Origin of the sequence: Rhodococcus sp. NPDC059234 (assembly GCF_042754225.1) — a bacterium.
Classification (GTDB): domain Bacteria; phylum Actinomycetota; class Actinomycetes; order Mycobacteriales; family Mycobacteriaceae; genus Rhodococcus_G.
In genome coordinates this window covers 1-25,617 of the sequence record NZ_JBHZAH010000053.1, presented here as the reverse complement: position 1 = coordinate 25,617, position 25,617 = coordinate 1, and the positions used below count along the sequence as shown (strand labels likewise).

At 70.7% G+C, this 25,617-nt stretch carries 22 protein-coding genes; 16 read left to right on the top strand and 6 right to left on the bottom strand.

Features of this window, described 5'->3' with window-relative positions; translation table 11 throughout:
• Positions 1-8 precede the first annotated feature (8 nt).
• Complete coding sequence (locus tag ACFXGJ_RS13310) at positions 9-491, top strand: carboxymuconolactone decarboxylase family protein (RefSeq protein WP_378620267.1); 483 nt, start codon at positions 9-11, stop codon at positions 489-491.
• 4 nt (positions 492-495) lie between these two features.
• Here ACFXGJ_RS13310 and ACFXGJ_RS13305 read toward each other — a convergent pair whose 3' ends face one another.
• Both ACFXGJ_RS13305 and ACFXGJ_RS13300 read right to left on the bottom strand, forming a co-directional pair.
• The gene (locus tag ACFXGJ_RS13305; RefSeq protein ID WP_378620265.1) at positions 496-1,215 is read right to left on the bottom strand and encodes a DUF1361 domain-containing protein; all 720 of its coding nucleotides are present in this window, start codon (positions 1,213-1,215) and stop codon (positions 496-498) included.
• A 35-nt stretch (positions 1,216-1,250) separates the two neighbouring features.
• The gene (locus ACFXGJ_RS13300) at positions 1,251-2,210 is read right to left on the bottom strand and encodes a Dyp-type peroxidase (RefSeq protein ID WP_378620263.1); all 960 of its coding nucleotides are present in this window, start codon (positions 2,208-2,210) and stop codon (positions 1,251-1,253) included.
• Positions 2,211-2,344: 134 nt separating this feature from the next.
• Here ACFXGJ_RS13300 and ACFXGJ_RS13295 point away from each other — a divergent pair, with 134 nt between their 5' ends.
• From ACFXGJ_RS13295 to purM, 9 genes are all read left to right on the top strand, one after another.
• Complete coding sequence (locus ACFXGJ_RS13295) at positions 2,345-2,698, top strand: VOC family protein (protein ID WP_378620261.1); 354 nt, start codon at positions 2,345-2,347, stop codon at positions 2,696-2,698.
• A 49-nt stretch (positions 2,699-2,747) separates the two neighbouring features.
• Complete coding sequence (locus ACFXGJ_RS13290) at positions 2,748-4,034, top strand: M18 family aminopeptidase (protein ID WP_378620258.1); 1,287 nt, start codon at positions 2,748-2,750, stop codon at positions 4,032-4,034.
• Between the two features lie 214 nt (positions 4,035-4,248).
• Entirely contained in the window at positions 4,249-5,574 is a 1,326-nt protein-coding gene (locus ACFXGJ_RS13285) for a DUF4185 domain-containing protein (RefSeq protein ID WP_378620256.1), read from the top strand.
• Positions 5,575-5,753: 179 nt separating this feature from the next.
• On the top strand, positions 5,754-8,027 hold the full coding sequence (gene purL / locus ACFXGJ_RS13280) for a phosphoribosylformylglycinamidine synthase subunit PurL (RefSeq protein WP_378620253.1): 2,274 nt from the start codon (positions 5,754-5,756) through the stop codon (positions 8,025-8,027).
• Positions 8,028-8,099: 72 nt separating this feature from the next.
• Positions 8,100-9,839 (top strand): alpha/beta hydrolase, encoded by a 1,740-nt coding sequence (locus ACFXGJ_RS13275; RefSeq protein WP_378620248.1) that lies wholly within the window; start codon positions 8,100-8,102, stop codon positions 9,837-9,839.
• A gap of 140 nt (positions 9,840-9,979) precedes the next feature.
• The gene (locus ACFXGJ_RS13270; RefSeq protein WP_378620246.1) at positions 9,980-10,651 is read left to right on the top strand and encodes a CPBP family intramembrane glutamic endopeptidase; all 672 of its coding nucleotides are present in this window, start codon (positions 9,980-9,982) and stop codon (positions 10,649-10,651) included.
• On the top strand, positions 10,648-11,034 hold the full coding sequence (locus ACFXGJ_RS13265) for a sterol carrier family protein (protein WP_378620243.1): 387 nt from the start codon (positions 10,648-10,650) through the stop codon (positions 11,032-11,034). Before ACFXGJ_RS13270 ends, ACFXGJ_RS13265 begins: the two co-directional genes overlap by 4 nt.
• A gap of 106 nt (positions 11,035-11,140) precedes the next feature.
• Positions 11,141-12,748 (top strand): amidophosphoribosyltransferase, encoded by a 1,608-nt coding sequence (purF, locus tag ACFXGJ_RS13260; protein ID WP_378620240.1) that lies wholly within the window; start codon positions 11,141-11,143, stop codon positions 12,746-12,748.
• Positions 12,749-12,880: 132 nt separating this feature from the next.
• Positions 12,881-13,969, top strand: a complete 1,089-nt coding sequence (purM, locus tag ACFXGJ_RS13255; protein WP_378425516.1) for a phosphoribosylformylglycinamidine cyclo-ligase — start codon at positions 12,881-12,883, stop codon at positions 13,967-13,969.
• Positions 13,970-14,120: 151 nt separating this feature from the next.
• On the opposite strand, the gene ACFXGJ_RS13250 is transcribed toward purM, so the two are convergent.
• From ACFXGJ_RS13250 to ACFXGJ_RS13235, 4 genes are all read right to left on the bottom strand, one after another.
• Entirely contained in the window at positions 14,121-14,327 is a 207-nt protein-coding gene (locus ACFXGJ_RS13250) for a DUF3073 domain-containing protein (RefSeq protein ID WP_378425514.1), read from the bottom strand.
• 138 nt (positions 14,328-14,465) lie between these two features.
• Positions 14,466-15,422: an asparaginase gene (locus ACFXGJ_RS13245; protein WP_378620237.1), complete on the bottom strand. Its 957-nt coding sequence runs from the start codon at positions 15,420-15,422 to the stop codon at positions 14,466-14,468.
• Entirely contained in the window at positions 15,419-16,087 is a 669-nt protein-coding gene (locus ACFXGJ_RS13240) for an MOSC domain-containing protein (protein ID WP_378620235.1), read from the bottom strand. Before ACFXGJ_RS13240 ends, ACFXGJ_RS13245 begins: the two co-directional genes overlap by 4 nt.
• A complete protein-coding gene (locus tag ACFXGJ_RS13235; protein WP_378620231.1) occupies positions 16,084-17,211 on the bottom strand; it encodes a YgfZ/GcvT domain-containing protein in 1,128 nt (375 codons plus the stop codon). Before ACFXGJ_RS13235 ends, ACFXGJ_RS13240 begins: the two co-directional genes overlap by 4 nt.
• 82 nt (positions 17,212-17,293) lie before the next feature.
• On the opposite strand from ACFXGJ_RS13235, the gene ACFXGJ_RS13230 reads away from it, so the two are divergent.
• The 6 genes from ACFXGJ_RS13230 to ACFXGJ_RS13205 all read left to right on the top strand — a co-directional run.
• Entirely contained in the window at positions 17,294-18,166 is an 873-nt protein-coding gene (locus tag ACFXGJ_RS13230; RefSeq protein WP_378620228.1) for an aminodeoxychorismate lyase, read from the top strand.
• 170 nt (positions 18,167-18,336) lie between these two features.
• Positions 18,337-19,830 (top strand): cytochrome ubiquinol oxidase subunit I, encoded by a 1,494-nt coding sequence (locus ACFXGJ_RS13225; RefSeq protein ID WP_378620225.1) that lies wholly within the window; start codon positions 18,337-18,339, stop codon positions 19,828-19,830.
• A 14-nt stretch (positions 19,831-19,844) separates the two neighbouring features.
• Entirely contained in the window at positions 19,845-20,867 is a 1,023-nt protein-coding gene (gene cydB, locus ACFXGJ_RS13220) for a cytochrome d ubiquinol oxidase subunit II (protein ID WP_378620222.1), read from the top strand.
• On the top strand, positions 20,868-22,568 hold the full coding sequence (gene cydD / locus ACFXGJ_RS13215; protein ID WP_378620218.1) for a thiol reductant ABC exporter subunit CydD: 1,701 nt from the start codon (positions 20,868-20,870) through the stop codon (positions 22,566-22,568).
• Positions 22,565-24,313, top strand: coding sequence for a thiol reductant ABC exporter subunit CydC (cydC, locus tag ACFXGJ_RS13210; protein ID WP_378620215.1), 1,749 nt, complete (start codon positions 22,565-22,567; stop codon positions 24,311-24,313). Before cydD ends, cydC begins: the two co-directional genes overlap by 4 nt.
• 87 nt (positions 24,314-24,400) lie before the next feature.
• A partial coding sequence (locus tag ACFXGJ_RS13205; protein ID WP_378620212.1) for a lipase family protein occupies positions 24,401-25,617 on the top strand: 1,217 nt, incomplete at its 3' end.

The window sequence follows — 25,617 nt, the reverse complement described above, 5'->3', positions numbered from 1 at the left end:
ACCACATCATGCTCATCGACATTCCCGGGGACAAGGATCCGATCGGGTACGTGTGGGGCGAGATGGTCCCAGGCATCGGGGTCCCGGCCTCCCGGTTCTCGCTGTCCGTGTACGAACACTCGACCATCGACCTGCGCGCCTTCGAGGCCGCCCGGCTGAGGATCGCACAGATCAACGGCTGCATCGTCTGCCAGGACTGGCGCACCGAACGGGACGGAGAGAAGGTCGAGGACGGCTTCGACGTTGCGGTCGAGAACTGGCGCACCACGGATGTTTTCGACGACCGCACCCGAATCGCTGCCGAGTACGCGGAGCGCTACGCGCTCGACCACCACGGCCTCGACGACGAGTTCTGGACCCGGATGTTCGCACAGTTCACCCAGGCCGAGGTGGTCGAACTGTCGATGAGCATCGGGGCGTGGCTGGCGTTCGGCCGGCTCAACCACGTGCTCGGCCTGGACACCGTCTGCGCGCTCCCGATCCCGGAGTGAGCGCTCAGCCCTCCACCAGGTCGGGGCTGTCGGCGACGGCGGCGAGCAGCGGGCCGGCGATCAGCCCGTAGATCAGGGCCAGGAACACGGTGTGGGTGAGGCAGAACAGCAGGAAGTTCGCGACCGACGCCCGGGAGTCGAAGTGCTCGCGCACCTTGGTCCACATCCGGCGCGGCGAGCGCACGTCCCAGCTGTTCAGGCGCAGGTACCGGCCCAGGTAGATGCCCACCGACACCAACGCGATGATCACCACGGGGATCGCGCGCACCGGTGCGGAGCGCAGCGCTGCGTTCGAGTCGCCGAACAGTGCGAGGGTGAAGGTGATCTGGGCGGCCAGCACCCCGAGCACGGTGTTCACCACCCCGGACATCGCGAACGTGAGCACCGCGATGATGTCGTACCAGAGCGGGACGTCCTCGTCGTCGCGGCGGTGGTTCTGGTTGAGCTCGGTGATCAGGTAGCCGGAGTTGGGCAGCGCGAGCAGCCACACCGCGAATCCGACTGCGCCGACCACGATCCCGAGGGCGCGGGAGGTGAGCCCGACGGTCACCACCAGCACCGCCGTGACCGCCAGGAAGAGCGCCAGCGGCAGCACCGACAGCCAGAAGTTCTTCACCATCGGCCGGTACACGGGCACCCGGTAGACCCACGCGCGCAGGTAGATCAGCAGCAGGGCGTAGGCGTTGAGTCCGACGGCGAACATGACCAGCGGTCCGAGCGACATGGCCCGAACCTATCGCGTGGGCGTCCGGGCCGTGATCACGCCGGCTGGGCGGGCAGGTCCTCGAAGAAGTCGGCGCTCGGCGCGAAGAAGGCCGACCCGGTCACCGGGACCGAGAAGTCCAGCAGGCGGTCGTAGTTGCCGCGGGGGCTACCGACGAACATGTTCTCGAGCATGCGTTCGGTGATGTCCGGGGTGTGGCAGTAGCCGATGAAGTAGGTGCCCATCTCCCCGTTGCCCACCCTGCCGTACGGCATGTTCGCACGCAGGATCTCGAGCGACCTGCCGTCCTCGTCCTTGATCGCGTTGAGGGCGACGTGCGAGTTGGCGGGCTTGACGTCGTCGCTCATCTCGATGTCCTCGAGCTTGGTGCGCCCGATGACCCGTTCCTGCTCGGGGACCGGCAGTGCCTCCCACGCCGTCATGTCGTGGACGTACCGCTGCACGTGCACGTACGAGCCGCCGGCGAAGGCGGGATCCTCCGCGCCCACCGTCACGGCGGCGACGGCCTTTGCGCCGGAGGGGTTCTCGGTGCCGTCGACGAATCCGATCAGATCGCGGTTCTCGAAGTACTGGAAGCCGTGCACCTCGTCGACGACGGTGGCCGCCCCCGCGAGGCGTTTCGTGATCTGGTGCGCCAGTTCGAAACACGCGTCCGTGCTCATCGCGCGAATGTGGAAGAGCAGGTCGCCCGGCGTGGACGGGGCCTGGTGCTTGGCGCCGCGCAGCGGCGGGAACGGGTGCAACTGCGCCGGGCGCGGCCCGGCGAACAGTCGGTCCCAGGCCACGGAACCGATGCCGACGATCAGCTCCAGGCCCGCGCCGGGCACCCGCAGCCCGACCGACCGTCGCAGGCCCGCGGCGTCCGCGAGCAGCGATCGGGTGACCGCCTCGCCCCCGGCGTCGACGGTCGCGACGAGGAAGATCGCCGCGGGGGAGAGGGGGCTCACGACCGTCTGTGACTCGGGAGTCGTTGCTGGTCGGGCTGATTCGGTCATGCTGAGTCCCGTTCGTCGGCATCGGAGATCGGTGATCTTGTTCGCTACGAACGCTAGCGGACGGACCCGACACCGCCGCGGGGCCGCGGCGCTGTCGGCAAGAACTTGTCGGGGTCGGGCGATAGCGTGCGGCCATGACACTGACTCTGGGAATGATCACATTCGACAGCGCCGAGCCCGGGCCCCTGGCCGCGTGGTGGGCCGAACAGACCGGCGGCGCCATCGAGGTCGAGAACGAGGGCTGGTTCTTCATGGTGGGGGTGCCCGGTGCCCCGTTCAAGCTGGCCTTCCAGAAGGTGCCGGATCCCACGCCGGGCAAGAACCGCGTGCACCTGGACCTGTCGGCCCCGGACCTCGACGCCGAGGTCGCGCGCTTGGTCGCCGCGGGCGCGAGCGAGTACGAGCGGCACGACATGGACGGTTTTCGCTGGGTGACGTTGACCGACCCGGACGGCAACCGGTTCTGCGTGTCGGGCACCCCGCACTGAGCTGACCGGGGCGGCGCTCCGTGCCGGGGCGCGGTCATAGGATCGGTGCATGCCTTCGCTGACCGACGCCACCGCAACCGGGCTCTGCTCCTTCGTCGACGCGTCACCGTCGCCGTTCCACGTGTGCGAGACGGTCGCGGTCGAACTGGCGGCCGCGGGGTTCGTGCGGCTGCGCGAGACCCAGGGGTGGCCCGCGGCGCCGGGCCGCTACTTCCTGGTGCGTGGCGGGTCCCTGGTCGCGTGGAGCACGGAGGGGTCGGGGCACGAGGCGGCGCCGTTCCGGATCGTCGGCGGGCACACCGACAGTCCGAACCTGCGGGTCAAGCAGCATCCGGACCTCGAGTCCGCCGGCTGGCAGCTGGTGGGCCTCGAGCCGTACGGAGGCGCCTGGCTGAACTCGTGGCTCGACCGCGACCTCGGCATCTCCGGCCGGCTGAGTGTGCGCGACGGGAATGGTCTGCTGCAGAAGCTGATTCGAGTCGACCGTCCCATTCTGCGGGTGCCGCAGCTGGCGATCCACCTGTCCGAGGACCGCAAGGGGGTCCAGCTCGACCCGCAGCGGCACGTCAACGCGATCTGGGGCCTGGGCAACTCGCCGCGCAGCTTCCTCGGCTTCCTGGCCGAGGAGGTGGGCGTCGACCCGGGCGCGGTGCTGGGCTGGGAGTTGATGACGCACGACCTGGCGCCGAGCGCGGTGGTCGGTCTGCGCGACGAACTGGTCAGCGCGCCGCGGCTCGACAACCAGGGCACCTGCTACGCGGGTTCGCGGGCGTTGCTCGCCGCCGTCGAGGAGCCCGGCGACGCGATCCCGGTCCTGGCGCTGTTCGACCACGAGGAGGTCGGGTCGATGTCCGACCGGGGCGCCTTCTCGGACCTGCTCAACTCGGTGCTCGAACGGATCGTGCTGGCGCGCGGCGGCGGTCGCGAGGACTTCCTGCGGGCCATGGCCGGGTCGGTCTGCGCGTCCGGGGACATGGCGCACGCCACGCACCCGAACTACCCGGACCGGCACGAACCCTCCCACCGGATCGAGCTCGGCGGCGGACCGGTGCTCAAGGTGAACCAGAACCTGCGTTACGCCACCGACGCAGCCGGTGCCGGCGCCTTCGCGCTCGCCTGCGACCGTGCGGGGGTGCCACTGCAGCGCTACGTGCACCGCGCGGACCTGCCGTGCGGGTCCACCATCGGCCCGATCACCGCGTCGCGGACGGGGTTGTCCACCGTCGACGTCGGCGCCGCGCAGTTGGCGATGCACTCGGCGCGGGAGCTGATGGGGGCCGCGGACGTCCCCGCCTACGCCGACGCGCTCGCGGCGTTCCTCACACCCGCCGACTGACCCGCCCCGCCGCTGGTTGTCGGCCGAATGGCGGATTGTTCCAAGCCGCCGAGCGGTATCGCCAAGAGGTCTGGGCAATCCGGACATTGATAACAATTGTCCCACCAGTCACGGCTGTAACGGGTTCCGCGTGATTGGCTGTGGCCCGGGGGAGCGGCCTCGTGTGCCGCGCAGCCCTCGGCTCGACATCGGCCCCGGGGAAAGGAACATGCCTGTGCTCTCGACGAAGCGATCGTGGTCCGCGATTCTGTCTGCGACGGTGGTGGCGGCCGCGCTCTCCACGACGATGGCCTCGCCCGCCTCGGCGGCTGGCGGACCGTGCGGGCAGGACGGCTCGGGCAGTTCGGGCAGCGCGACCGGCTCGATCGGGAAGGCGCTGCCGTGGATCACCGGCGCGCCCGACGGCGCCCTGCCGCGGCTCTCGGGCAACACCAAGGCGATCGAGATGGTCACCGGGCCGGGCAGCCCGAACAAGACCATCGAGCGGTTCAGCGTCTCGGGCACCGATCTGGGGATCATGTGGGACAACGGGCGTCCCGGTGCCGAGCACGGCGTCATGGTGGCGTTCGGCGACACCGTCGGCGTCTGCGGTGTGGACGACGACGACTGGCGCAGCAACGTGCTGTTCCGCAGTTCCGACACCAAGCTCGACGACGGTATGCGGATCGACACTTCGCCGCTGGACCGCCCGAACCACTCGAAGGAGATCATCCCGGGCTTCGCGATTCCCGGTGAGTTCACGACCATCCCGACCGCGGGCATCGCGGTCGGCGGGGTGCAGTACGTGCGCTTCATGTCCGTGCGCAGCTGGGACACCCCCGGCGAGTGGACCGTCAACTACTCGGCCATCGCGGTGTCGCACGACAACGGCGAGAACTGGGTTGCGGATCCGACGACGATCCGCGCCAACATCGACCTCCCCGCCATCCCGGGCATCACCGCCATTCCCGCGGTGGCGCCCGGCAACAGCGACTTCCAGCAGAGCGCGTTCGTCGACGGCAAGGACGGATTCGTCTACGAGTACGGCACCAAGTCCGGCCGCAGCGGCGGGGCGCGCCTGGCGCGGGTGCCGTCCGCGCAGATCCTGGACCTCAACGCGTACCGCTACTGGGACGGCGCGGCCTGGGTCCCCGAGATCGCGCACGCGGTGCCGGTACTCAAGGCGCCGATCAGCGAGCTGTCCGTGCAGTGGAACGACTACCTCGGCAAGTACGTCGCGATGTCGACGGACACGTCGGGCCTGGTGATCCGGCAGGCCGACAGGCTGGAAGGACCGTGGTCGGGCAAGCAGATCGTCGTCAGCGCCGCGCTGCTGCCGGGTCTCTACGGCGGGTTCATGCACCCGTGGACGAGCGGGCAGTACCTCGAGTACGCCATCACCACCTGGGACCGCTACAACGTCATCTACATGCGCACCGACATGAGCGGGCTGAAGATGGCGGCGACGGACCCGGTCGACCGCCCGGACCCGGCCGCGACGGGCCAGGCGAAGCTGCTCGGCGTCGATGTTCCCGAGGGCGGCGAAATCATCGACGGATAGCGCCGACAGCGCACCCGGTTCGGTCGATGTGTGGCCGAACCGGGTGCGCTGTCGGTGTGACCTCGCCTGCCCCGCCCTGCCCGTGCGGCCGGACGTCGGTCCGCCCGGCTAGACTTTGCGCTGGCAGCGCCCCACCCGGTCTGCCGATCAGACTCCCCAGGGAAGGGACCCCGTTTCCAGTGTCCTCGCAGGTCGATACCGTCACCAACGCCGCCGCGACCCCGGACGTCGCCCAGCCCTTCAAGGAACTGGGTCTCAAGGACGACGAGTACGCCCGCATCCGGGAGATCCTCGGCCGCCGCCCCACCGACGCCGAGCTGGCCATGTACTCGGTCATGTGGAGCGAGCACTGCTCCTACAAGTCCTCCAAGGTCCACCTGAAGTACTTCGGCGAGACCACCACCGACGAGATGCGTTCGTCGATGCTCGCGGGCATCGGCGAGAACGCCGGCGTCGTCGACATCGGCGACGGCTGGGCGGTGACCTTCAAGGTCGAGTCGCACAACCACCCGTCGTACGTCGAGCCCTACCAGGGCGCCGCGACCGGTGTCGGCGGCATCGTCCGCGACATCATGGCCATGGGTGCCCGCCCGATCGCCGTCATGGACCAGCTGCGGTTCGGTGCGGCGGACGCGCCCGACACCCGGCGCGTGGTCGACGGCGTGGTCCGCGGTGTCGGCGGTTACGGCAACTCCCTCGGCCTGCCGAACGTCGGCGGCGAGACCGTCTTCGACGCGTCCTACGCCGGCAACCCGCTCGTCAACGCGCTGTGCGCCGGCGCCATGCGGGTCGAGGACCTGCACCTGGCGTTCGCGTCCGGCGCAGGCAACAAGATCATCCTGTTCGGCGCCCGCACCGGCCTCGACGGCATCGGCGGCGTGTCCGTGCTGGCCTCGGAGACCTTCGACGAGTCGCAGGGTCGCAAGAAGCTGCCCGCGGTCCAGGTGGGCGACCCGTTCACCGAGAAGGTGCTCATCGAGTGCTGCCTCGACCTGTACAAGGCCAAGCTCGTCGTCGGCATCCAGGACCTCGGCGGCGCCGGGCTGTCCTGCGCGACCTCCGAGCTGGCCGCGGCCGGCGACGGCGGCATGCACATCAACCTGGAGCGGGTGCCGATGCGTGCCACCGGCATGACCGCGGCCGAGGTGCTCTCGAGCGAGTCCCAGGAGCGCATGTGTGCCGTCGTGACCCCCGAGAACGTCGACGCGTTCATGGCGGTGTGCAAGAAGTGGGACGTGCTCGCCACCGTCATCGGTGAGGTCACCGACGGTGAGCGCCTGATCATCGACTGGCACGGCGAGACCGTCGTCGACGTGCCGCCGCGCACCGTCGCCCACGAGGGCCCGGTCTACGAGCGTCCGGTGCAGCGCCCGGCCGCCCAGGACGCGCTGATCGCCGACACCACCGCGAACCTGAAGCGCCCCGAGACCGCGGACGAACTGCGTGCCACCCTGCTGACGATGATCGGTTCGCCGCAGCTGTGCAGCCGCAAGTGGATCACCGAGCAGTACGACCGCTACGTGCGCGGCAACACGGTGCTCGCCGAGCAGGCCGACTCCGGAGTGGTCCGCGTCGACGAGCAGACCGGCCGCGGTATCGCACTGGCCACCGACGCCTCCGGCCGCTACACCGCGCTGGATCCGTACACCGGCGCGCAGCTCGCGCTGGCCGAGGCGTTCCGCAACGTCGCGGTCACCGGTGCCACCCCGAAGGCCGTCTCGAACTGCCTCAACTTCGGATCCCCGGAGGACCCGGGCGTGATGTGGCAGTTCCAGCAGGCCGTGCGCGGCCTCGCGGACGGCTGCGCGAAGCTCGGCATCCCGGTCACCGGCGGCAACGTCAGCTTCTACAACCAGACCGGGGCCACCGCGATCCTGCCGACGCCGGTGGTCGCCGTGCTCGGCGTCATCGACGACGTGCACCGCCGCATCCCGACGGGACTCGGCCTCGAGCCCGGCGAGACGCTGATCCTGCTGGGCGAGACCCACGACGAGTTCGACGGCTCGATCTGGGCGCAGGTCGAGCACGACCACCTCGGCGGCGTGCCCCCGAAGGTCGACCTCGATCGCGAGCAGTTGCTCGCGGACATCCTGCTCGCCGGGTCCCGCGACGGCCTGATCTCCGCCGCCCACGACCTGTCCGAGGGCGGGCTCGCGCAGGCCGTCGTCGAGGCCGCGCTGGCGGGCGAGACCGGCTGCCGGATCCTGCTCCCCGAGGGCGCGGACCCGTTCGTCACGCTGTTCTCCGAGTCGTCGGGTCGCGTCCTGGTCGCGGTGCCGCGCACGGAGGAGACCCGCTTCACCGGCATGTGCAGCGCCCGCAACCTGCCGTGGACTCGGATCGGCGTGGTCGACGAGGGGTCCGACTCCGTCGAGGTCCAGGGCCAGTTCTCGGTCACGCTGGCGGAACTGCGCACGACCCACGAAGGCACCCTTCCCGCCCTGTTCGGGTAGCCGTTGACAGGTACCGAGGAAGCACAGGACCCCGGGACGGCGCGAGCGGAAGCCGCGCAGTCCGGGGTTCTCGTGTCTTCGGGCCGCACCGAGGAGACGCGCGCAGACCGGCTCGCGGACAAGCACCCCTTCGTCCTCTGGGCGTGGGGGCTGCTGCGTCTGGACTTCACCGGGATCGCCTTCGCGGCGCTGTTCTTCTGCTGGTCGCTCACCCCGTCGCTGCTGCCGCGCGACTGGCTGTTCCAGGGGCTGATCGGCGGCATCAGTGCGGCCATCGGATACGGCGTCGGCACCGCGATCGGATGGGCGGTGTACCGCTTCGTCCTCGCGACGCGGGCGTGGTGGCCGCTGCCGCGCCGGTACATGCAGGCGCTGAAGGTCGCCGTCGTCGCACTCGCGATCCTGGCCGCGATGGTGATGCTGGTGTACGCGGCGGACTGGCAGCGCGAGCTGTCGGCGCTGATGAACGCCGAGGGCACCACCACCACCGGCTACATCCGGACCGGCGGACTGAGCATGCTGGTCGCCGCGGCGATCATCTCGATGTGGCGGGTGCTGCGCGACCTCGGCCGGCTGGTGTCCCGCTATCTGATCCGCTGGCTGCGGGTGCCCCGGCAGGCGGCGCTTCCGCTCGGCTTCGCGCTGGTCGCGATCCTCACCTACGCCCTGGTCACCGGCGTGCTCGTCAAGGAGCTCTACGCCTTCGCGAACTACGCGTTCAGTTCCCAGAACGACACCACGCGGGCGGGAGTGGTCCAGCCCGCGGCGCGGGAGAAGTCCGGCAGCCCGGCCTCGCTGGTGTCCTGGGACTCCCTCGGCTTCGAGGGCCGCAACTTCGTGTCCCGCGGGCTCGACGCGCAGCAACTGAGTCAGGCGAACGGCGCCCCGGCCAAGGAACCGATCCGCGTCTACGCCGGCCTCGCCAGTGCCCCGACCGTCGACGAGCGGATGGACCTGCTGGTCGACGAGCTCGAACGCACGGGTGCATTCGAGCGCAAGGTGCTGGTGATCATCCCGACCACCGGAACCGGCTGGGTGAACCCGACCGCGGCGCAGGCGATGGAACTGGTGCACAACGGCGACTCGGCGCTGGTCGCTGCGCAGTACTCGTACCTGCCCAGCTGGATCTCCTTCCTCGCGGACCGCGAGAAGGCGGCCGAGGCGGGCAAACGGTTGATCGACAGCGTGCACGAGCGCTGGCTGACCAAGCCGCCGCAGACCAGGCCCAAGCTCTACGTCTACGGCGAGAGCCTCGGCGTCCAGTCGGGGGAGGGCGCCTTCGACGGCCTCGCCGACATTCGCAACACGGTCGACGGGGTGCTGTGGGTGGGCCCGCCGAACTCGAATGTGCTCTGGCGTCAGCTGGTTTCGCGGCGAGACCCCGGCAGCCCCGAGGTCGAGCCGGTGTACTCCGACGGGTTGGTCGTGCGGTTCGCCGACGACGCCGCGGACATCGCGAAGCCGCCCGGGCCGTGGTGGCCGCCGCGGGTGCTCTACGTCCAGCACCCCTCCGACCCGGTGGTGTGGTGGTCGACGGACCTGATCTTCGAGCGCCCCGACTGGCTGGCCGAGCCGCCCGGCGACGACCGGCTGCCGCAGATGCGCTGGTTCCCGTTCGTCACCTTCTGGCAGGTCTCCGCCGACCTGGCCAACGCGGCCGGGGTGCCGAACGGGCACGGCCACAACTACGGCACCACCGTCCTCGACGGGTGGGTGGCGATCGCCGCGCCGGACGGGTGGACGACCGCCGACACCGAGCGGGTCCGCGCGACGCTCGTCGCGATCGCCGACACGCAGGGCCCGGAGAAGTGACCGCTGTCCCCGGCCGGGCGAACGCTGACGTATGGCCCGAGGTGCGGGAGGAGCTGCGTGCCCGGATCGCGCGGCGATCGGCGAAGCAACCTGCCGGATGTTCGTGACGTGAACACGATCGGTCCGGAATCATTCAGTCGATGAGATCGAGTCCATGGTCCCGTTCGGTCGACGCGCGGCACAAAGCTGCCGCGGTGGGCTGCGCGGTCGGGCTGGTCGGCTGGAGCAACGGCGTGCTGCCGCGGCTCGGGTTCGGCGCCCGCGGTCGTGCCGCGGCGAACGTCCTGGCCGCGGTCGGGCTGAGCGGCGCCGCAGTGGCGGCCGGACTGTCCGCGGACGAGTTGGGCTGGCGGAAACCGGGGGCGGGACTGCGGTGGGGCGCGGCGGCGGCCGCGATCCCGCTGCTGGCGTATCCGGCGATGGTGGCGACACCGGCGATCCGGTCCCGGATGGCATCGGGTGCACGCCGCGCCGACCTGACCGAGTGGGTGTTCGTGCACATCCCGTTCGGGACCGTGCTGGCCGAGGAACTCGCGTTCCGATCGGTGCTCTACACGCTGGCGCATCGAGCCTTTCCGCGAGGGGCCACCGTGTTCGGGGCGGTCGCCTTCGGGCTCTGGCACGTCCGCCCGGCGCGCGACGCGGGTGACTCGATCGCGGGCACGGTCGCGTTGACGTCGGCCGCGTCGCTGCTGTTCGAGTTGTTGCGCGGCCGCAGCGGCAGCGTGATCGCCCCCGCGCTGCTGCACCTGTCGGTGAACGCCGGCGGCGCCGCGGCCGCGGAGCTGGCGGCCGGTAGGTTGGCCCGGTGACGCCGCGACGCAAGATCGATCCGGCCGAGCTGCGGGCCGCGCTGCTCGCGGTCCGGGACTGGCTCGCCGACGAGACCGCACCGACGCCCGCACGGGCCGAGTTGGCCGCGGCGGTCCGGCTCAGCGCCCGGACGCTCGAGAACGTCGCCCCGGGTTCGTCGGTGGAGGTCCGCGTCCCGCCGTTCGTGGCGGTGCAGTGCGTGGCCGGGCCGCGCCACACCCGTGGCACCCCGCCGAATGTCGTCGAGACCGATCCGCGTACCTGGCTGCTGCTGGTGACCGGGGCGCGGACCTTCGACGACGCGGGCGGCACGGGGGCGCTCACCGCATCCGGGACGAGGGCGTCGGAGATCGCGCACTGGTTGCCGCTGCTGCGCCTGTGACCGAACCGGCATGGCCGACCGCCGCGGGCACCGGTGGTCGGAGCACCTCCCGGGGGGCCGTAGACTGGGCTTGCCCCCCACACCCATCCCCAAGGGAGCAACCCCGGTGACTTCAGCCGAATTGTCGGTCAACAGTCCAAATCTCCTCGCTGCGGCCCCCGATACGGGCCTGTCCGACCAGGACGAGCAGCCGCCCCGCGAGGAGTGCGGCGTCTTCGGCGTCTGGGCTCCCGGCGAGGATGTGGCGAAACTCACGTACTACGGCCTGTACGCGCTGCAGCACCGCGGCCAGGAGGCGGCGGGCATCGCCGTCGCCGACGGCTCGCAGGTCCTGGTGTTCAAGGACCTCGGCCTGGTCAGTCAGGTGTTCGACGAGCAGACCCTCGGTGCGATGCCGGGCCACGTCGCGGTCGGGCACTGTCGCTATTCCACGACCGGCTCGACGACGTGGGAGAACGCTCAGCCGATCTTCCGCACCACCGCGGCGGGCACGGGCATCGCGCTCGGCCACAACGGCAACCTGGTGAACACCGCCGAACTCGCCGCGCGGGCTCGCGAGTACGGCCTGGTCAACGACAAGCGTCCCGGCGGCGCAACCTCCGACTCCGACATCGTCGGCGCGCTGCTCGCGCACGCGGCGGCCGACCGCACCATCGAGCAGGCGGCGATGGACCTGCTGCCGACCCTGCGCGGCGCGTTCTGCCTGACCTTCATGGACGAGCACACCCTCTACGCGGCGCGGGACCCGCACGGCGTCCGCCCGCTGTGCCTCGGCCGCCTCGACCGCGGCTGGGTGGTCGCCAGCGAGACCGCCGCACTCGACATCGTCGGTGCCTCGTTCGTCCGCGAGATCGAGCCGGGTGAGCTGCTCGCCATCGACGCCGACGGCGTGCGGTCGTCCCGCTTCGCTGCGCCCACGCCGAAGGGCTGCGTCTTCGAGTACGTCTACCTCGCGCGCCCGGACTCCGCGATCAGCGGTCGTTCGGTGCACGCCACCCGCGTCGAGATCGGTCGTCGGCTGGCCAAGGAGCATCCGGTCGACGGCGACCTGGTGATCCCGGTCCCCGAGTCCGGCACGCCGGCCGCGGTCGGTTACGCGCAGGGCTCGGGAATCCCGTACGGCCAGGGCCTGATGAAGAACGCCTACGTCGGCCGCACCTTCATCCAGCCGTCGCAGACCATCCGTCAGCTCGGCATCCGGCTCAAGCTGAACCCGCTCAGGGAGGTCATCCGCGGCAAGCGGCTGATCGTCGTGGACGACTCGATCGTCCGCGGCAACACCCAGCGCGCGCTGATCCGGATGCTCCGCGAGGCCGGTGCGCTCGAGATCCACGTGCGGATCGCGTCGCCTCCGGTCAAGTGGCCGTGCTTCTACGGCATCGACTTCGCCTCGCCCGCGGAGTTGATCGCCAACGGGGCCGGGGCCAGCGAGCCCGGCGGCGTGACCGGCCACAGCATGGACGAGATGCTCGAGGGGGTGCGCCGGTCGATCGGCGCGGACACGCTCGGTTACGTCTCCATCGAGGGCATGATCGCGGCGACCGAGCAGCCGGCCTCGCGCCTGTGCTCGGCGTGCTTCGACGGCAACTACCCGATCGAGCTGCCTGGCGAGAACTCGATCGGCAAGAACGTGCTCGAGGGAATGCTCGGCAGCACGGCCGGTGTGGCCGCGAACCAGGACAACGACAACGCGAGTGCGCTCAGCCGTCCGTAGCCCTTGTCGCCCAATGGCGGGCAGCCGGGGCGCGAAGGCCGCATACTTGCGGGTCATACATGTGTCACACCATCTAGACCAACCAGACAGTGCTCGACGGCACTGGCGAGAACAGCTGGAGCTTGAAACCCGATGACCGAGGACCAGAACCCCCGCCCCACCGGCGCCTCCTACGCTGCGGCGGGGGTGGACATCGCCGCGGGTGACCGGGCGGTCGAGCTGTTCGCGCCGCTCGCGAAGAAGGCCAGTCGACCCGAGGTGATGGGTGGGCTCGGCGGCTTCGCCGGCTTGTTCGCGCTCAAGGGCGGATACAAGGAGCCGCTGCTCGCCGCCTCCACCGACGGCGTCGGCACCAAGATCGCCGTCGCGCAGGCGATGGACAAGCACGACACCCTCGGCCTCGACCTGGTCGCGATGGTCGTCGACGACCTCGTGGTCTGCGGTGCCGAGCCGCTGTTCCTGCAGGACTACATCGCGGTCGGACGCGTCGTCCCCGAGCGGGTCGCGGAGCTGGTCAAGGGCATCGCCGACGGCTGCATCATCGCCGGTTGCGCGCTCCTCGGCGGCGAGACCGCCGAGCACCCCGGGCTGATGGCCGACGGTGACTACGACCTGTCGGCCACCGGCGTGGGTGTGGTCGAGGCGGACGCCGTGCTCGGGCCCGACCGGGTGCGCCCGGGCGACGTGGTGATCGCGATGGGCTCGTCCGGCCTGCACTCGAACGGTTACTCGCTGGCCCGCAAGGTCCTGCTCGAGATCGACCGGATGTCGCTGACCGGGCACGTCGAGGAGTTCGGCCGGACCCTCGGCGAGGAGCTGCTCGAGCCCACGAAGATCTACGCGAAGGACTGCCTCGCGCTGATCGCCGAGACCGACGTGCGGACCTTCTGCCACGTCACCGGCGGCGGACTGGCGAACAACCTCGCGCGCGTCATGCCCAAGGGCCTGGTCGCCGAGCTGGACCGCGGCACCTGGAGCCCCGCACCGGTGTTCGCGATGATCGCCCAGCGCGGTCGCGTGCAGCGCGCCGAGATGGAGCAGACGTTCAACATGGGCGTCGGCATGGTCGCCATCGTCGCGCCCGAGGACGTGGACCGCGCCCTGGCCGTGCTCACCGCCCGCCACATCGACTGCTGGACCCTCGGCACGGTCGCCAAGGCCTCCGACAAGCACGACGGGTCGGACCTCGTCCGGCTGGTGGGGGAGCACCCGCGCTTCTGATCTGACACACGAACGGACCGTTGACATTCCCTCGCGGGAGGTCAACGGTCCGTTCGCGTTCTATCGGCAGATCGAGATTGCGCGCCGACGGCACATGCTGAAATGAGGGGGAGCTGGTGGGCTCCCCCTCATTGCGCTGTACTTCGCCGTGTCAGCGGCGCCAGTCGTCGTTTTCGTCATCATCCCAACGCGACGCATTGTCGTCGGAACGCTGGTCGGCGAGGACCCCGTTCCGGTGGGAGCTGGACGAGCCTCCGGACAGTTCCTTTTGCAGGCTGTCGAAGTTCGTGGACGGCGAGCTGTACTTGAGCTCGCGTGCAACCTTGGTCTGCTTTGCCTTAGCCCGGCCGCGGCCCATGGCCAACCCCCTCGCGCTTCCGCGGGGCGGCCTGGGAATTTTTGGCGGCCCCGTTTGAGTGTGTATTTCTTCCTGACACACACTCTAGCCTGAGAACGAGTCGAGCGCTCCCTCCCCTGCCCCCGGCGAGTGTCTGATTTATCTCAGCGCGTCCGGAATCGCGCGAATCGTGCCCACCCGGACGTCGCCGCCGAGCACCGCGGGCGAGGCCAATTCGGCGAGGTCCTCGGTCCATTCGACCCCGATCCGATGCAGCAGCGCGACGGTCAGCGGAAGGCGCGCGCGCTCCGCACCGTCGTCGATCTTGAGTGCGAACGCGGTGCCGTCGGGCAGCGCGCCCGCGTGCACGCCGTCGGCGCCGGTCTTGCAGACCAGTCCGGGCACCGCGGACATCAGCCGCACGTCGTCCCGGCCGGTCCCCGAGACGAGCCAGGGGTGCTCGCGGATCGCGTCCGCGACCGATCGCTCCGCGGTACCGGGCCGGGCCGTCACGAGGGCCGTGAACGCCCGGGCCAGTGCCGTCAGCGACAACGGGACCACGGGTAGCCCGCAGCCGTCGATGCCCAGTTCGTACTCGGCCTCGCCGGAGAGTTCGGTGATCGTCTCGAGGACCGCGCGTTGCAGCGGGTGGCCGGGGTCGAGGTAGCTCTCGCGCGGCCACCCGTTCGCCGCGCAGGCGGCCAGCATGGCGGAGTGCTTGCCGGAGCAGTTCATGAAGACGCGGCGGGGGGCGGCGCCGTCGGCGAGGAGCCGGGCCCGGGCGAGCTCGTTGGCGGGCAGCGCGGGCGGGCTGAGCAGGTCGTTCTCGTTCAACCCGTGACGGGCGAGCAGGGCCTCCACCGCGGCCACGTGCCCGGGTTCGCCCTCGTGCGAGGACGTCGCGATCGCGAGCTCACGGCTGCCGGCGGGTTCGAAGCCGCTGCGCAGCAGGGCCACCGCCTGCATCGGCTTGCTCGACGACCGCGGGTAGATCGGGGTGTGCACCTCGCCGAGCGCGAGGCTCGCCTCGCCGTCGGGGTCGAGGATCACCAGCGACCCCCGGTGCACGCACTCGCGGAAACCGGAGCGAACCACCTCGACCAGTTCGACGCTCAATACTCCACCTGCACCTTCGCCCCGGCGATCCGTCGGCGTGCCTTGTCCGCGACTGTAGGCGACAGGTCGGGTTGCTGCGCGAGCAGCGCGACCAGGGCGTCGGGATCGCGTCCGGTGAACAGGTCCCGCACCGTGACCGCGTGCCCGGGCACGTGCACCCGCCGGATCGGGTCGCCCGCGGCGACCTGTCCGGCCCGGACCACCCGCAGGTAGGCACCGGTGTCGCCGCGCTCGGCGAACCGTTTGACCCAGCCGGGCTCGCCGGACCACACGCCGAAGGTGCCGCAGGGAGTCCGCGGGCCGGTCACCTCGAGTTCCGTGGCCGTCTCGCCGTCGCCGACGAGCCAGCGCTCGCCGATCACCGCGTCGCTCGCTGCGACCCCGCTGATCCGCAGGTTCTCGCCGAACCAGCCGGCGGGCAGGTCCCGGCCGAGGTCGGCGGCCCAGCGCTCCGCCTCGTCCTGCTGGTACGCGTACACGGCCTTGAACGTGCCGCCGTGGTGCTCGGTGTCGCACACGTGATCGCCGTCGAGCCCGAGCGGTCCGACCGGGACCGGGCCGTCGACGGTGCGCTTGTCGATGGCGGTGCGGGGCACGCGCCGGGTCCCGCTGTCGCGCTCGGCGTGCACGACGCAGACGGCCTCGACCCGCCCCTGCGCGGTCACCGTCCGCGCAGCCGGTCGACGGCGGCGCGGCCCGGCTGGACCGCGTCGTAGCTGGGCACCGAGTCGGCGTCGATGGCCGCGGCGGCCCCGCCCGCAACCAGCGGGGTGTCGGCCGGCACCGTGCGTTTGACCAGTGCGAGCGCGATCGGGCCGAGCTCGTGATGGTCCACGACCGTACCCACGTGCCCGACCGCACGACCGTCCGCGGTGACGGGGTCGCCGGGCTCGGGCCGGGTGTCGGCGGAACCGTCGAGGTGCAGCAGGACCAGGTGCCGGGGCGGTTTGCCGAGGTTGTGCACGCGGGCGACGGTCTCCTGGCCGCGGTAGCAGCCCTTGTCCAGGTGCACGGCGCCGTGCTCGCCGACCCCGCCGATCCAGTGCACCTCGTGCGGGATGGTGCGCTCGTCGGTGTCGATGCCGATCCGCGGGCGCAGCGCCGCCACCCGCAGCGCCTCGAACGCCCAGCTGCCCGCCGGTGCGGCGCCCGCGTCGGTGAGGGCGGTGAACCAGTGCGCAAGCCGGTCGCGCGGCACCACGAGGTCCCAGGCGTCGTCGCCGGGCCAGGGCATCGTGCGGAGGAACCCGCCGCCGTCCAGCGGGACGGCGCCGTAGACGTCGGGAAGCCCGTTCAAGCCAAGTGCGGCAAGGATTTTCGGTCGTCGGACATCGGGGCCGAGGAGGCTGAGCACGGCCATGTCGGGGGCGGGCTTCGGCTCGGCCTTCGCCCAGAACACCATCTTCTGCAGGAAGCCGAGCAGGTCGGGGCCGTGACTCGACTCGGTGTCGATCCAGGTGACGCCGTCGAGGTCGGTGAGCACGAAGTGGTGCTCGATGCGGCCGTTGACGTCGAGGCTGAGGTTCTCGGCGGACGCGCCGTCGGGCAGGTCCGCCACGTACTGACTGGAAATGGTGTGCAGCCAGGTCAGCCGTTCCGGTCCGGAGATGGACATCACGAAGCGCTGCGATCGGTCGACGACGGCCGCGGTGGTCTCGGCGCTGCGTTGCTCGCGGAGCGGGTCGCCGAAGTGCCAGGCGACGCCGGCGTCCGGGGAGTCGTCCGGGGCGGGGACGGCGCCGGGAAGGGTGAGCAGCGGACTCGGGGTGACGCTCGGCGAATCGGACACACTCCCATAGTAGGGAGGGTGCGCGGCGGGTGACTCCGCGCGGCGGCACCCCTGCGCAGCCGGGCGTCGATAGGCTGGTGCCATGGTTGATCAGGTTCTGGTGACCCTGGACGGCACCGTGCACGACCCCGACGCCCCCCTGCTCTACGCGGACGACCTCGCCGCGGTGCGCGGTGACGGGGTCTTCGAGACCATCCTGGTCCGCGACGGCGCGCCCTGCACGATCGAGCTCCACCTGGCGCGGCTGCGCACCTCCGCGGCGGCGCTGGACCTGCCGGTGCCCGATCTCGACGACTGGCGGATCGCGGTGGGCCTGGCCCTCGACGAGTGGGGCAGCGCGCGCGAGGGCGTGATGCGCCTGGTTCTCAGCCGTGGCCGCGAGAGTGGTGGGGGTCCGACCGGCTACCTCACCGTCGGTCCGGTGGCCGACCGGGTGGCCCTCGCCCGTCGGGACGGGATCTCGGTGCGCACCCTGCCTCGGGGTTTCTCGGTAGACACCGCGGCGACGGCGCCGTGGCAGTTGCTCGGCGCCAAGACGCTGTCCTACGCGACGAACATGGCGGCGCTGCGGCACGCCCACTCGCTCGGCGCCGACGACGTGATCTTCACCAGTAGCGAGGGTCTCGTCCTCGAGGGGCCGCGCTCGACCGTGCTCATCTCGCGCGGACGCACCCTGATCACGCCGCCGGTGGAGCACGGCATCCTGCCCGGCACCACGCAGCAGGCGCTGTTCGAGACGGCCGGTTCGCACCGGTTCAGCTGCCGCGTCGAGCCGTTGCGGCCCGCGGATCTCATTCTCGCGGACGGACTCTGGCTGCTGTCGAGTGTGACTCTCGCCGCACGGGTGCACACCCTCAACGGGCTGTCCCTGCCGGTGCCGGAGATCGCCGAGGAGCTCTCCACCCTCGTTGACCTGGCCGCGGAGACCGTGGGCGCCGAGCAGGACGCGGCCTGACGGTCCCGGCGGCGCCTCCCGCTCGAGTTGACATTGCTACTACATTACGTAGTAGATAAAGCCCTGCGGCGTGATGCCGCGGGCGTTACCTTTTGAAGCGGGACTGAGGCGTCAGCCCACGACTCAGTGCCGGCAAGCCTGTCCAACGGGCCCTGTCTGGGAGAAGCCACATGGACGCACTGGACGTATCGCGGTGGCAATTCGGAATCACCACCGTCTACCACTTCATTCTCGTCCCGCTGACGATCGGGCTCGCCCCGCTCATCGCGATCATGCAGACGATGTGGGTGATCACGAAGAAGGATCACTGGTATCGGCTGACCAAGTTCTTCGGCAAGTTCTTCCTCATCAACTTCGCGCTCGGTGTCGCCACCGGCATCGTGCAGGAGTTCCAGTTCGGCATGAACTGGAGCGAGTACTCGCGCTTCGTCGGGGACGTCTTCGGTGCGCCGCTGGCGCTCGAGGGCCTGGTCGCCTTCTTCCTCGAATCCACCTTCCTCGGCCTGTGGATCTTCGGCTGGGGACGGTTGCCGAAACTCGTTCACCTGGCCACGATCTGGATGGTCGCCATCGGTGTGAACGCCTCCGCGTTCTTCATCATCGCCGCGAACTCGTTCATGCAGCACCCGGTGGGCGCGCGGTACAACGAGGAGCGCGGTCGCGCCGAGTTGACGAGCATCTGGGAGCTGCTCACCAACAACACGGCGTTGGCGGCGTTCCCGCACGTGGTGGCCGGCGCGCTCCTCACCGCGGGCACCTTCGTCGCCGGCATCGGCGGCTGGTGGATGGTGCGCAGCATGCGAAAGGCCAAGGAGGCCACCGATCCCGCGGTGGCAGCCGCCCACGAGGACACCGGCAGGACGATGTTCCGCCCGGTCACGATCCTCGCCCTGTGGGTGATGGTCGCTTCGGGTGTCGGCCTGTTCATCACCGGTGACATCCAGGGCAAGCTGATGTTCGAGCAGCAGCCGATGAAGATGGCGTCGGCGGAATCGCTGTGCCACACCGAGACCGGTGCCGACTTCTCCATTCTGACCATCGGCACCCAGAACAACTGCGAGAGCATCACCCAGGTCATCAAGATCCCCAAGCTGACCTCCTTCCTGGCGACCAACGACTTCAACTCGACCGTCGAGGGCGTCACCGAGATCCAGGCCCGGATGGAACAGCAGTTCGGGCCCGGCAACTACAAGCCGAACCTGTTCGTCACCTACTGGACCTTCCGCGCGATGATCGGCTGGGCCGCCTTCTCGGCGCTGCTCGCGGTGGTCGGGCTGTGGATGACCCGGGGCGGCCGGGTGCCCGACAAGAAGTGGTACGGCTGGCTGTCGATCCTGGTGATTCCCACCCCGTTCCTCGCCAACAGTGCGGGATGGGTGTTCACCGAGATGGGTCGCCAGCCCTGGGTGGTGGCACCCAATCCGACAGGCGTCGAACAAATCCGGCTGCTCGTCGACCAGGGCGTGTCGGATCACCCGACCGGTCTCGTGGTCTTCTCGCTGATCGTCTTCACCCTCCTGTACGCCGCACTGGGCGTGGTGTGGTTCGTGCTGATCCGGCGGTACGCGATCGCCGGACCGTCGGACCACGACAAGCATCCGCCGGGCGACGAACAGGAGCCCGAGGAGCCGGGCGAACCCAAACAACTGTCGTTCGCGTACTGAGGCGGGAGAAGACCATGGGACTTCAGGAATTCTGGTTCATCCTCATCGCGGTGCTCTTCGTCGGCTACTTCGTCCTCGAGGGCTTCGACTTCGGTGTCGGCATGCTGTTCCCGGTGCTCGGCCGCACCGACAACCGTCGCCGCGTGATGCTCAACACCATCGGCCCGGTGTGGGACGGCAACGAGGTCTGGCTGATCACCGGTGGCGGCGCGCTCTTCGCGGCGTTCCCGGACTGGTACGCAACGCTCTTCTCGGGCTTCTACCTACCGCTGCTGTTGATCCTGGTGGCATTGATCCTGCGGATCTGCGCCATCGAGTGGCGCGGCAAGATCGACGATCCGACCTGGCGGGCTCGCTGCGACGCCGGCATCATGATCGGCTCGTGGGTGCCCGCGGTGCTCTGGGGCGTCGCCTTCGCGAACATCGTGCGCGGCGTCGCGATCGACGAGAACAAGCAGGTCGTCTCCGGCTTCTTCGACCTGCTCAACCCGTACGCCCTGCTCGGCGGGGCGACCACCGCGCTGGTGTTCGCCCTGCACGGTGCGGTGTTCCTGGCGCTCAAGACCTCCGGCGACGTTCGTGAGGACGCGGTGAAAGTCGCCGCACGACTGTCGATTCCGGCGGTAGTGGTGGCCGGGGCGTTCGTGCTGTGGACGCAGCTGGCCCACGGCAAGGGGTGGACCTGGATTCTGGTCGCGGTGGCGGCCGCGGCGTTGATCGGCGTGGTCGCCCTGACCGCGGTCGCGCGCGAGGGATGGGCCTTCGTGCTCACCACGGTCGCGGTGATCGCCGCGGTGGCGCTGCTGTTCGGTTCGCTCTACCCGAACCTGATGCCGTCGACGATCGACGAGGCCTACAACCTCACCATCTACAACGCGTCGTCGAGTCCGTACACCCTGAAGGTCATGACCTGGGCGGCCGCGTTCCTGACCCCGATCGTCCTCATCTACCAGGGCTGGACGTACTGGGTGTTCCGGCAGCGCATCTCGACCGCACAGATCCCGCCGTCGATCGGTCTCCCCGCGAAGTCGCGTTAGATGACGGTCGAGTCCGCGCCCGCGGCGGCCGCGAAGGACGGTCGTCGGGGGCCGGTCGACCCGCGCCTGTGGCGGTACTCACGGTCAGCTCGCGGGTATCTCGTTCTCACGGTGATCCTCTCGCTCGTCGTAACGGTCACCGTCGTGGTCTCGGCGCTGATGATCGGGACCGTGCTGGCGGGCGTGATCACCGACCCGGCCGCCCGCACCGTCTCCGCCTGGGGCACCGAACTGACGGTGCTGGCCTGCGCGGTCGCGGTGCGGACGGTCGCGACGTGGGCGCACACCCGCTACGCGCACCGGTCGGCCTCGCGGGTGATCGGCGAGCTGCGAGACGAGGTGCTCGCAGCCGCGACCGCGTTGCCCTCGCGCGAACTCGACCCCCGTCGCGACGAGCTGGCCACCGTCCTCACCCGCGGGATCGAGGGCCTGCGTGCGTATCTGACCGGATACCTGCCCGCGCTGCTGCTCGCGGTCACCGTCACGCCGCTGACACTGCTGGTGATCCTGTTCGTGGACACCACGTCCGCGGCGATCGTCGTGATCACGCTACCGCTGATCCCGGTCTTCATGATTCTCATCGGACTGCTCACCAAGGGCAGGGCGCAGGCCTCGCTGAAGACCATGACGGCGCTCTCGGCCCAGCTGCTGGACCTGCTCGCGGGCCTGCCCACGCTGCGGGCACTCGGGCGCGAGCGCGGTCCCGAGCGGCGGGTTCGCGAACTCGGTGACGAACACCGGCACAGCACCATGGCCTCGCTGCGGGTGGCCTTCCTGTCCTCGATGGTGCTCGAACTGCTCGCGACGCTGTCGGTCGCACTGGTGGCGGTGAGCATCGGTCTGCGCCTGGTGTTCGGGGACATGGGCCTGCGCGCGGGGGTCATCGCGTTGGTCCTGGCCCCGGAGGTGTACCTGCCGCTGCGGATGGTCGGCGCCCAGTTCCACGCCGCCGACGACGGAATGGCGGCCGCGGACAAGGCGTTCGGGGTCCTGGACGAGCGCGGCGAGTCGGGCCGAGGTCCACGGACCCCGGTGCCGGCGGGGCCGGTCGTGCTGCGCGGGGTCGGCGTCCGCACCCGCGCCGGCCTGGCACCGCACGGTCTCGATGCGACGCTCGAGGCAGGTCGGGTCACCGTGCTCACCGGTGCCAACGGGGCCGGGAAATCCACCGCGCTGCAGCTGGTCCTGGGGCTGGCCGAGCCCGACGAGGGCGAGGTGACGATCGGCGGGACGCCGGTGCGCGACCTCGTCCGCGCGCAGTGGTGGCGCGAGGTGGCGTGGCTGCCACAGCATCCGGTGCTGATCCCCGGGACGCTCCGCGAGAACCTCGATCTCACCGGGCCCGTCGATGCGCACCCCGATCTGGTCGACAGGGCGTGCACTGCAACGGGATTCGACGATGTGCTGGCCGAGCTGCCGGACGGCTGGGAAACCCGGGTCGGCGTCGGCGGGCTCGGACTCTCGCTCGGTCAGCGCCAGCGTCTCGCCCTGACCCGGCTGTTGCTCTCCGATGCGCGCCTGGTGCTGCTCGACGAACCGACCGCCCACCTGGATCCGGAGACGGAGGCGCGGGTGCTCGCCTCGATCCGCGAACTCGCCGCGCGCGGGGCCGCGGTCGTCATGGTCGGACATCGCGAGGCCGTGCTGGCCGCGGGGGACACCGTCGTCGCGGTCGCCGCCGACACGGGGGTGCCCGCATGACCCGCGACCCGCTGCCGCGCGCCCTGCGGCTGCTCGAGCTGAGCCCGCGCCGGGTGCTCACCGCGATCGCGGCGGGCGTGGCGACGCTCGGCAGCGCGCTGGCACTGGCCGCCCTGTCCGCCTGGCTGATCACCAGGGCGTGGCAGATGCCGCCCGTACTGGACCTGTCGGTCGCGGTGGTGTCGGTGCGGGCGCTCGGGATCTCGCGCGGCCTGTTCCGGTACCTCGAACGGCTGGCCACCCACGACGCCGCGCTGCGCGGCACCGTCGCCGCGCGCGCGGGGATCTACCGCAGGCTCGCCGCGGGTGACCCCGCCGCGGCCGCGGGGCTGCGCCGGGGAGACCTGCTCGCGCGCACCGGCGCCGACGTCGACGCGCTCGGCGACGTGGTGGTGCGGGCGCTGATCCCCATGGCGGTATCCGTGGTGCTGGCGGTCGCCGCCGTGGTCGGGCTCGCGTTGATCTCGCCCGCGGCGGCCCTGGTGCTCGCGATCGCGCTCGCCGTCTCCGGCGTGCTCGCGCCGATGCTGTCCGCGCGGGCCGCCCGGATGGCCGAGGCGGACGGCGCGCTCGCGTCGGCACGGTTCGCCGAGACCGCGGTCCTTGCGCTCGATCACGCAGCCGAACTGCGGGTCGCGGGCCGGCTCGACGAGACGGTCCTGCGGGCGCGCGGCTGGGACGGCGAGGTGGTCCGTGCGACCGACCGGGCCGCGATCCCGTCGGCCTTCGCGGGCGCCGCGACCCCGCTCGCGATCGGCGCGAGCGTCCTCGGCTCGCTGCTGATCGGCACGACGCTCTACGGACCCGACGGCGGCACCCCCGGGGCGATGACCCCGATGTCGCTCGCGATCCTGGTCCTGGTCCCGCTCGCCGCGTTCGAGGCCACCTCCGCGTTGCAGGCGGCGGCGGTCGCGTTGACGCGGGCCCGGTTGGCCGCGGCGCGGGTGCTGGACCTGCTCGACCGTGCGGACGAAACCGGCGGTCCGGCAGGTGATGTCGCGGTGACCGCGCCGGTGCAGCTGGACGCGGAGTCGCTGCGGTGTGGTTGGCCGGCGGCCGAACGGACGGCAGGCTCGGAGACCGCGCCGCGCGACCTGCACCTGGCACCCGGATCGCGCACCGCGATCGTCGGACCCAGCGGGGCGGGCAAGACCACGCTGCTGATGACGCTGGCGGGACTGCTCGCCCCCGTGAGCGGGGCCGTGACCGTCAACGGACATCCGGTCGCCGGGGTCGACCCGGCGTCGCTGCGGCGGGAGGTCGGGTTCTTCGCGGAGGACGCGCACCTGTTCGACACCTCGCTGCTCGAGAATCTGCGGGTGGCGCGGGGCGACCTGGACGAGGCAGGCGCGCTCGCCGCGCTGGCGGCGGTCGGGCTGGGGGAGTGGGTCGCGGAGCTGCCGGACGGGGTGCACACCACGCTCGCGGCGGGCGGACGGTCGGTGTCCGGGGGCCAGCGGCGTCGACTGCTGCTGGCCCGGGCGCTGGTCTCGCCCGCGAGCGTGCTGCTGCTGGATGAGCCGACCGAGCACCTCGACGCGGAGGACGGCGCCGCGATCCTGCGGGCCCTGCTCGATCGCGGCGGCGGCCTCGTGGAGCCGAACCGGACCGTGGTCGTGGTGACGCACCAGTTGCCCGGTGACGGCGGCGCCGACCTGGTGGTCGACCTCGGTGGTTGCGCGGCGAACGGCAGCGGCTGTGATCGGATCGAGACCGAACGGGCCGGCCTCGAGACCAAGCGGTGACAAGAAACCCGATGGACGGTCCGGTCGCACTGGCATAGTTCTCGCGGACATGCACGTTCGTACGTCCTAGCGGCTGGGGGAGTGGTCATGGGTGCGTTGATGCGGAGGCTGGTCGGCGGCATCGTGGTCGGATTGGCGTCGACCCTGGCACTGGCCACGGCGGGGGTGGGCAGCGCCTCCGCGCTGCCGATCTACCCCGTCGCGGACCCGGACCCGTTCTTCAGCGCACCGCCGGATCTCGCGTCCCGGGCGCCGGGCGACGTGCTCAAGATCCGGCAGATGCCGCCGAACCTGTACTTCCCCGGCAGTGCGGTGTGGGAGTTGCTGTTCCGCACGACGGATTCCGAGGGCCGCCCGATGGCGGCGAACACGACCTTCCTGATGCCGCCGAACCACGTCCCGGACTCGCCGCTGATGTCGTACCAGCACATCATCAATGCGCTCGGCAACAAGTGCAAGATCGCCACGGAGCTGTACACGACCGATCCGTTCACCCAGATCCGGGAGGCCCCCGGACTGAACATCGCGCTGGCCCGCGGCTGGGCCGTCGCGCTGCCCGACCATCTCGGCCCGCGAATGGCATACGGCGCGGCCAAGCTCGGTGGTCAGATCACCCTCGACGGAATCCGCGCGGTACAGCGGGTGCCGGAACTGCAGGTGACGCACAGCAAGGTGGGCCTCGGCGGATACTCCGGCGGCGGGATGGCGACCGCCTGGGCGGCCGCGCTGGCCCCGACGTACGCCCCCGAACTGAACATCGTCGGTGCGGCCGAGGGCGGTGTGCCGATGAACCTCGGGAAGATGGCGTCGGCGCTGGGCACCAATCCGCACCCGGCCTTCGGCCTCGCGATGGCGGCCGCACTGGGACTCGAGCGCGAGTACCCCGACCGGATGAACGTCACCGCGCTGCTCAACGACCAGGGCCGCCAGCTCGTCGAGCGAATCGGCAACGGCTGCACCAACGAGATCATGTTCTGGGGCATCGGTCGCAGCGCCGGGCAGATGACCGACAAGCAGAACTTCATGGACGACCCGGTGGCGTGGAAGGTGATGGACGAGAACAGCCTCGAGCTGTATCCGGGTGTCCCGAAGGCGCCGATCTTCGAGTGGCACAGCCCCACCGACGGACTGATCCCGGTCGATGCGATCGACAACACCCTGCGCCGCTACTGCGGGGCGGGAACCCCGGTGCAGACGCTGCTCACCCCGACCCCCGACCACCTCTCCGCGGCGGTGCTCGGCCTGGGGCAGGCCATCGACTGGATGGAGGGTCGCTTCCGCGGCGACCCCGCGCCGTCCACCTG

Coding starts and splice junctions, on each gene's coding strand:
- ACFXGJ_RS13310 (WP_378620267.1), top strand. CDS start 9: ATGCTCATCGACATTCCCGGGGACAAGGATCCGATCGGGTACGTGTGG.
- ACFXGJ_RS13305 (WP_378620265.1), bottom strand. CDS start 1,215: ATGTCGCTCGGACCGCTGGTCATGTTCGCCGTCGGACTCAACGCCTAC.
- ACFXGJ_RS13300 (WP_378620263.1), bottom strand. CDS start 2,210: ATGACCGAATCAGCCCGACCAGCAACGACTCCCGAGTCACAGACGGTC.
- ACFXGJ_RS13295 (WP_378620261.1), top strand. CDS start 2,345: ATGACACTGACTCTGGGAATGATCACATTCGACAGCGCCGAGCCCGGG.
- ACFXGJ_RS13290 (WP_378620258.1), top strand. CDS start 2,748: ATGCCTTCGCTGACCGACGCCACCGCAACCGGGCTCTGCTCCTTCGTC.
- ACFXGJ_RS13270 (WP_378620246.1), top strand. CDS start 9,980: ATGAGATCGAGTCCATGGTCCCGTTCGGTCGACGCGCGGCACAAAGCT.
- purM (WP_378425516.1), top strand. CDS start 12,881: ATGACCGAGGACCAGAACCCCCGCCCCACCGGCGCCTCCTACGCTGCG.
- ACFXGJ_RS13250 (WP_378425514.1), bottom strand. CDS start 14,327: ATGGGCCGCGGCCGGGCTAAGGCAAAGCAGACCAAGGTTGCACGCGAG.
- ACFXGJ_RS13230 (WP_378620228.1), top strand. CDS start 17,294: ATGGTTGATCAGGTTCTGGTGACCCTGGACGGCACCGTGCACGACCCC.
- ACFXGJ_RS13225 (WP_378620225.1), top strand. CDS start 18,337: ATGGACGCACTGGACGTATCGCGGTGGCAATTCGGAATCACCACCGTC.
- cydB (WP_378620222.1), top strand. CDS start 19,845: ATGGGACTTCAGGAATTCTGGTTCATCCTCATCGCGGTGCTCTTCGTC.
- cydD (WP_378620218.1), top strand. CDS start 20,868: ATGACGGTCGAGTCCGCGCCCGCGGCGGCCGCGAAGGACGGTCGTCGG.
- cydC (WP_378620215.1), top strand. CDS start 22,565: ATGACCCGCGACCCGCTGCCGCGCGCCCTGCGGCTGCTCGAGCTGAGC.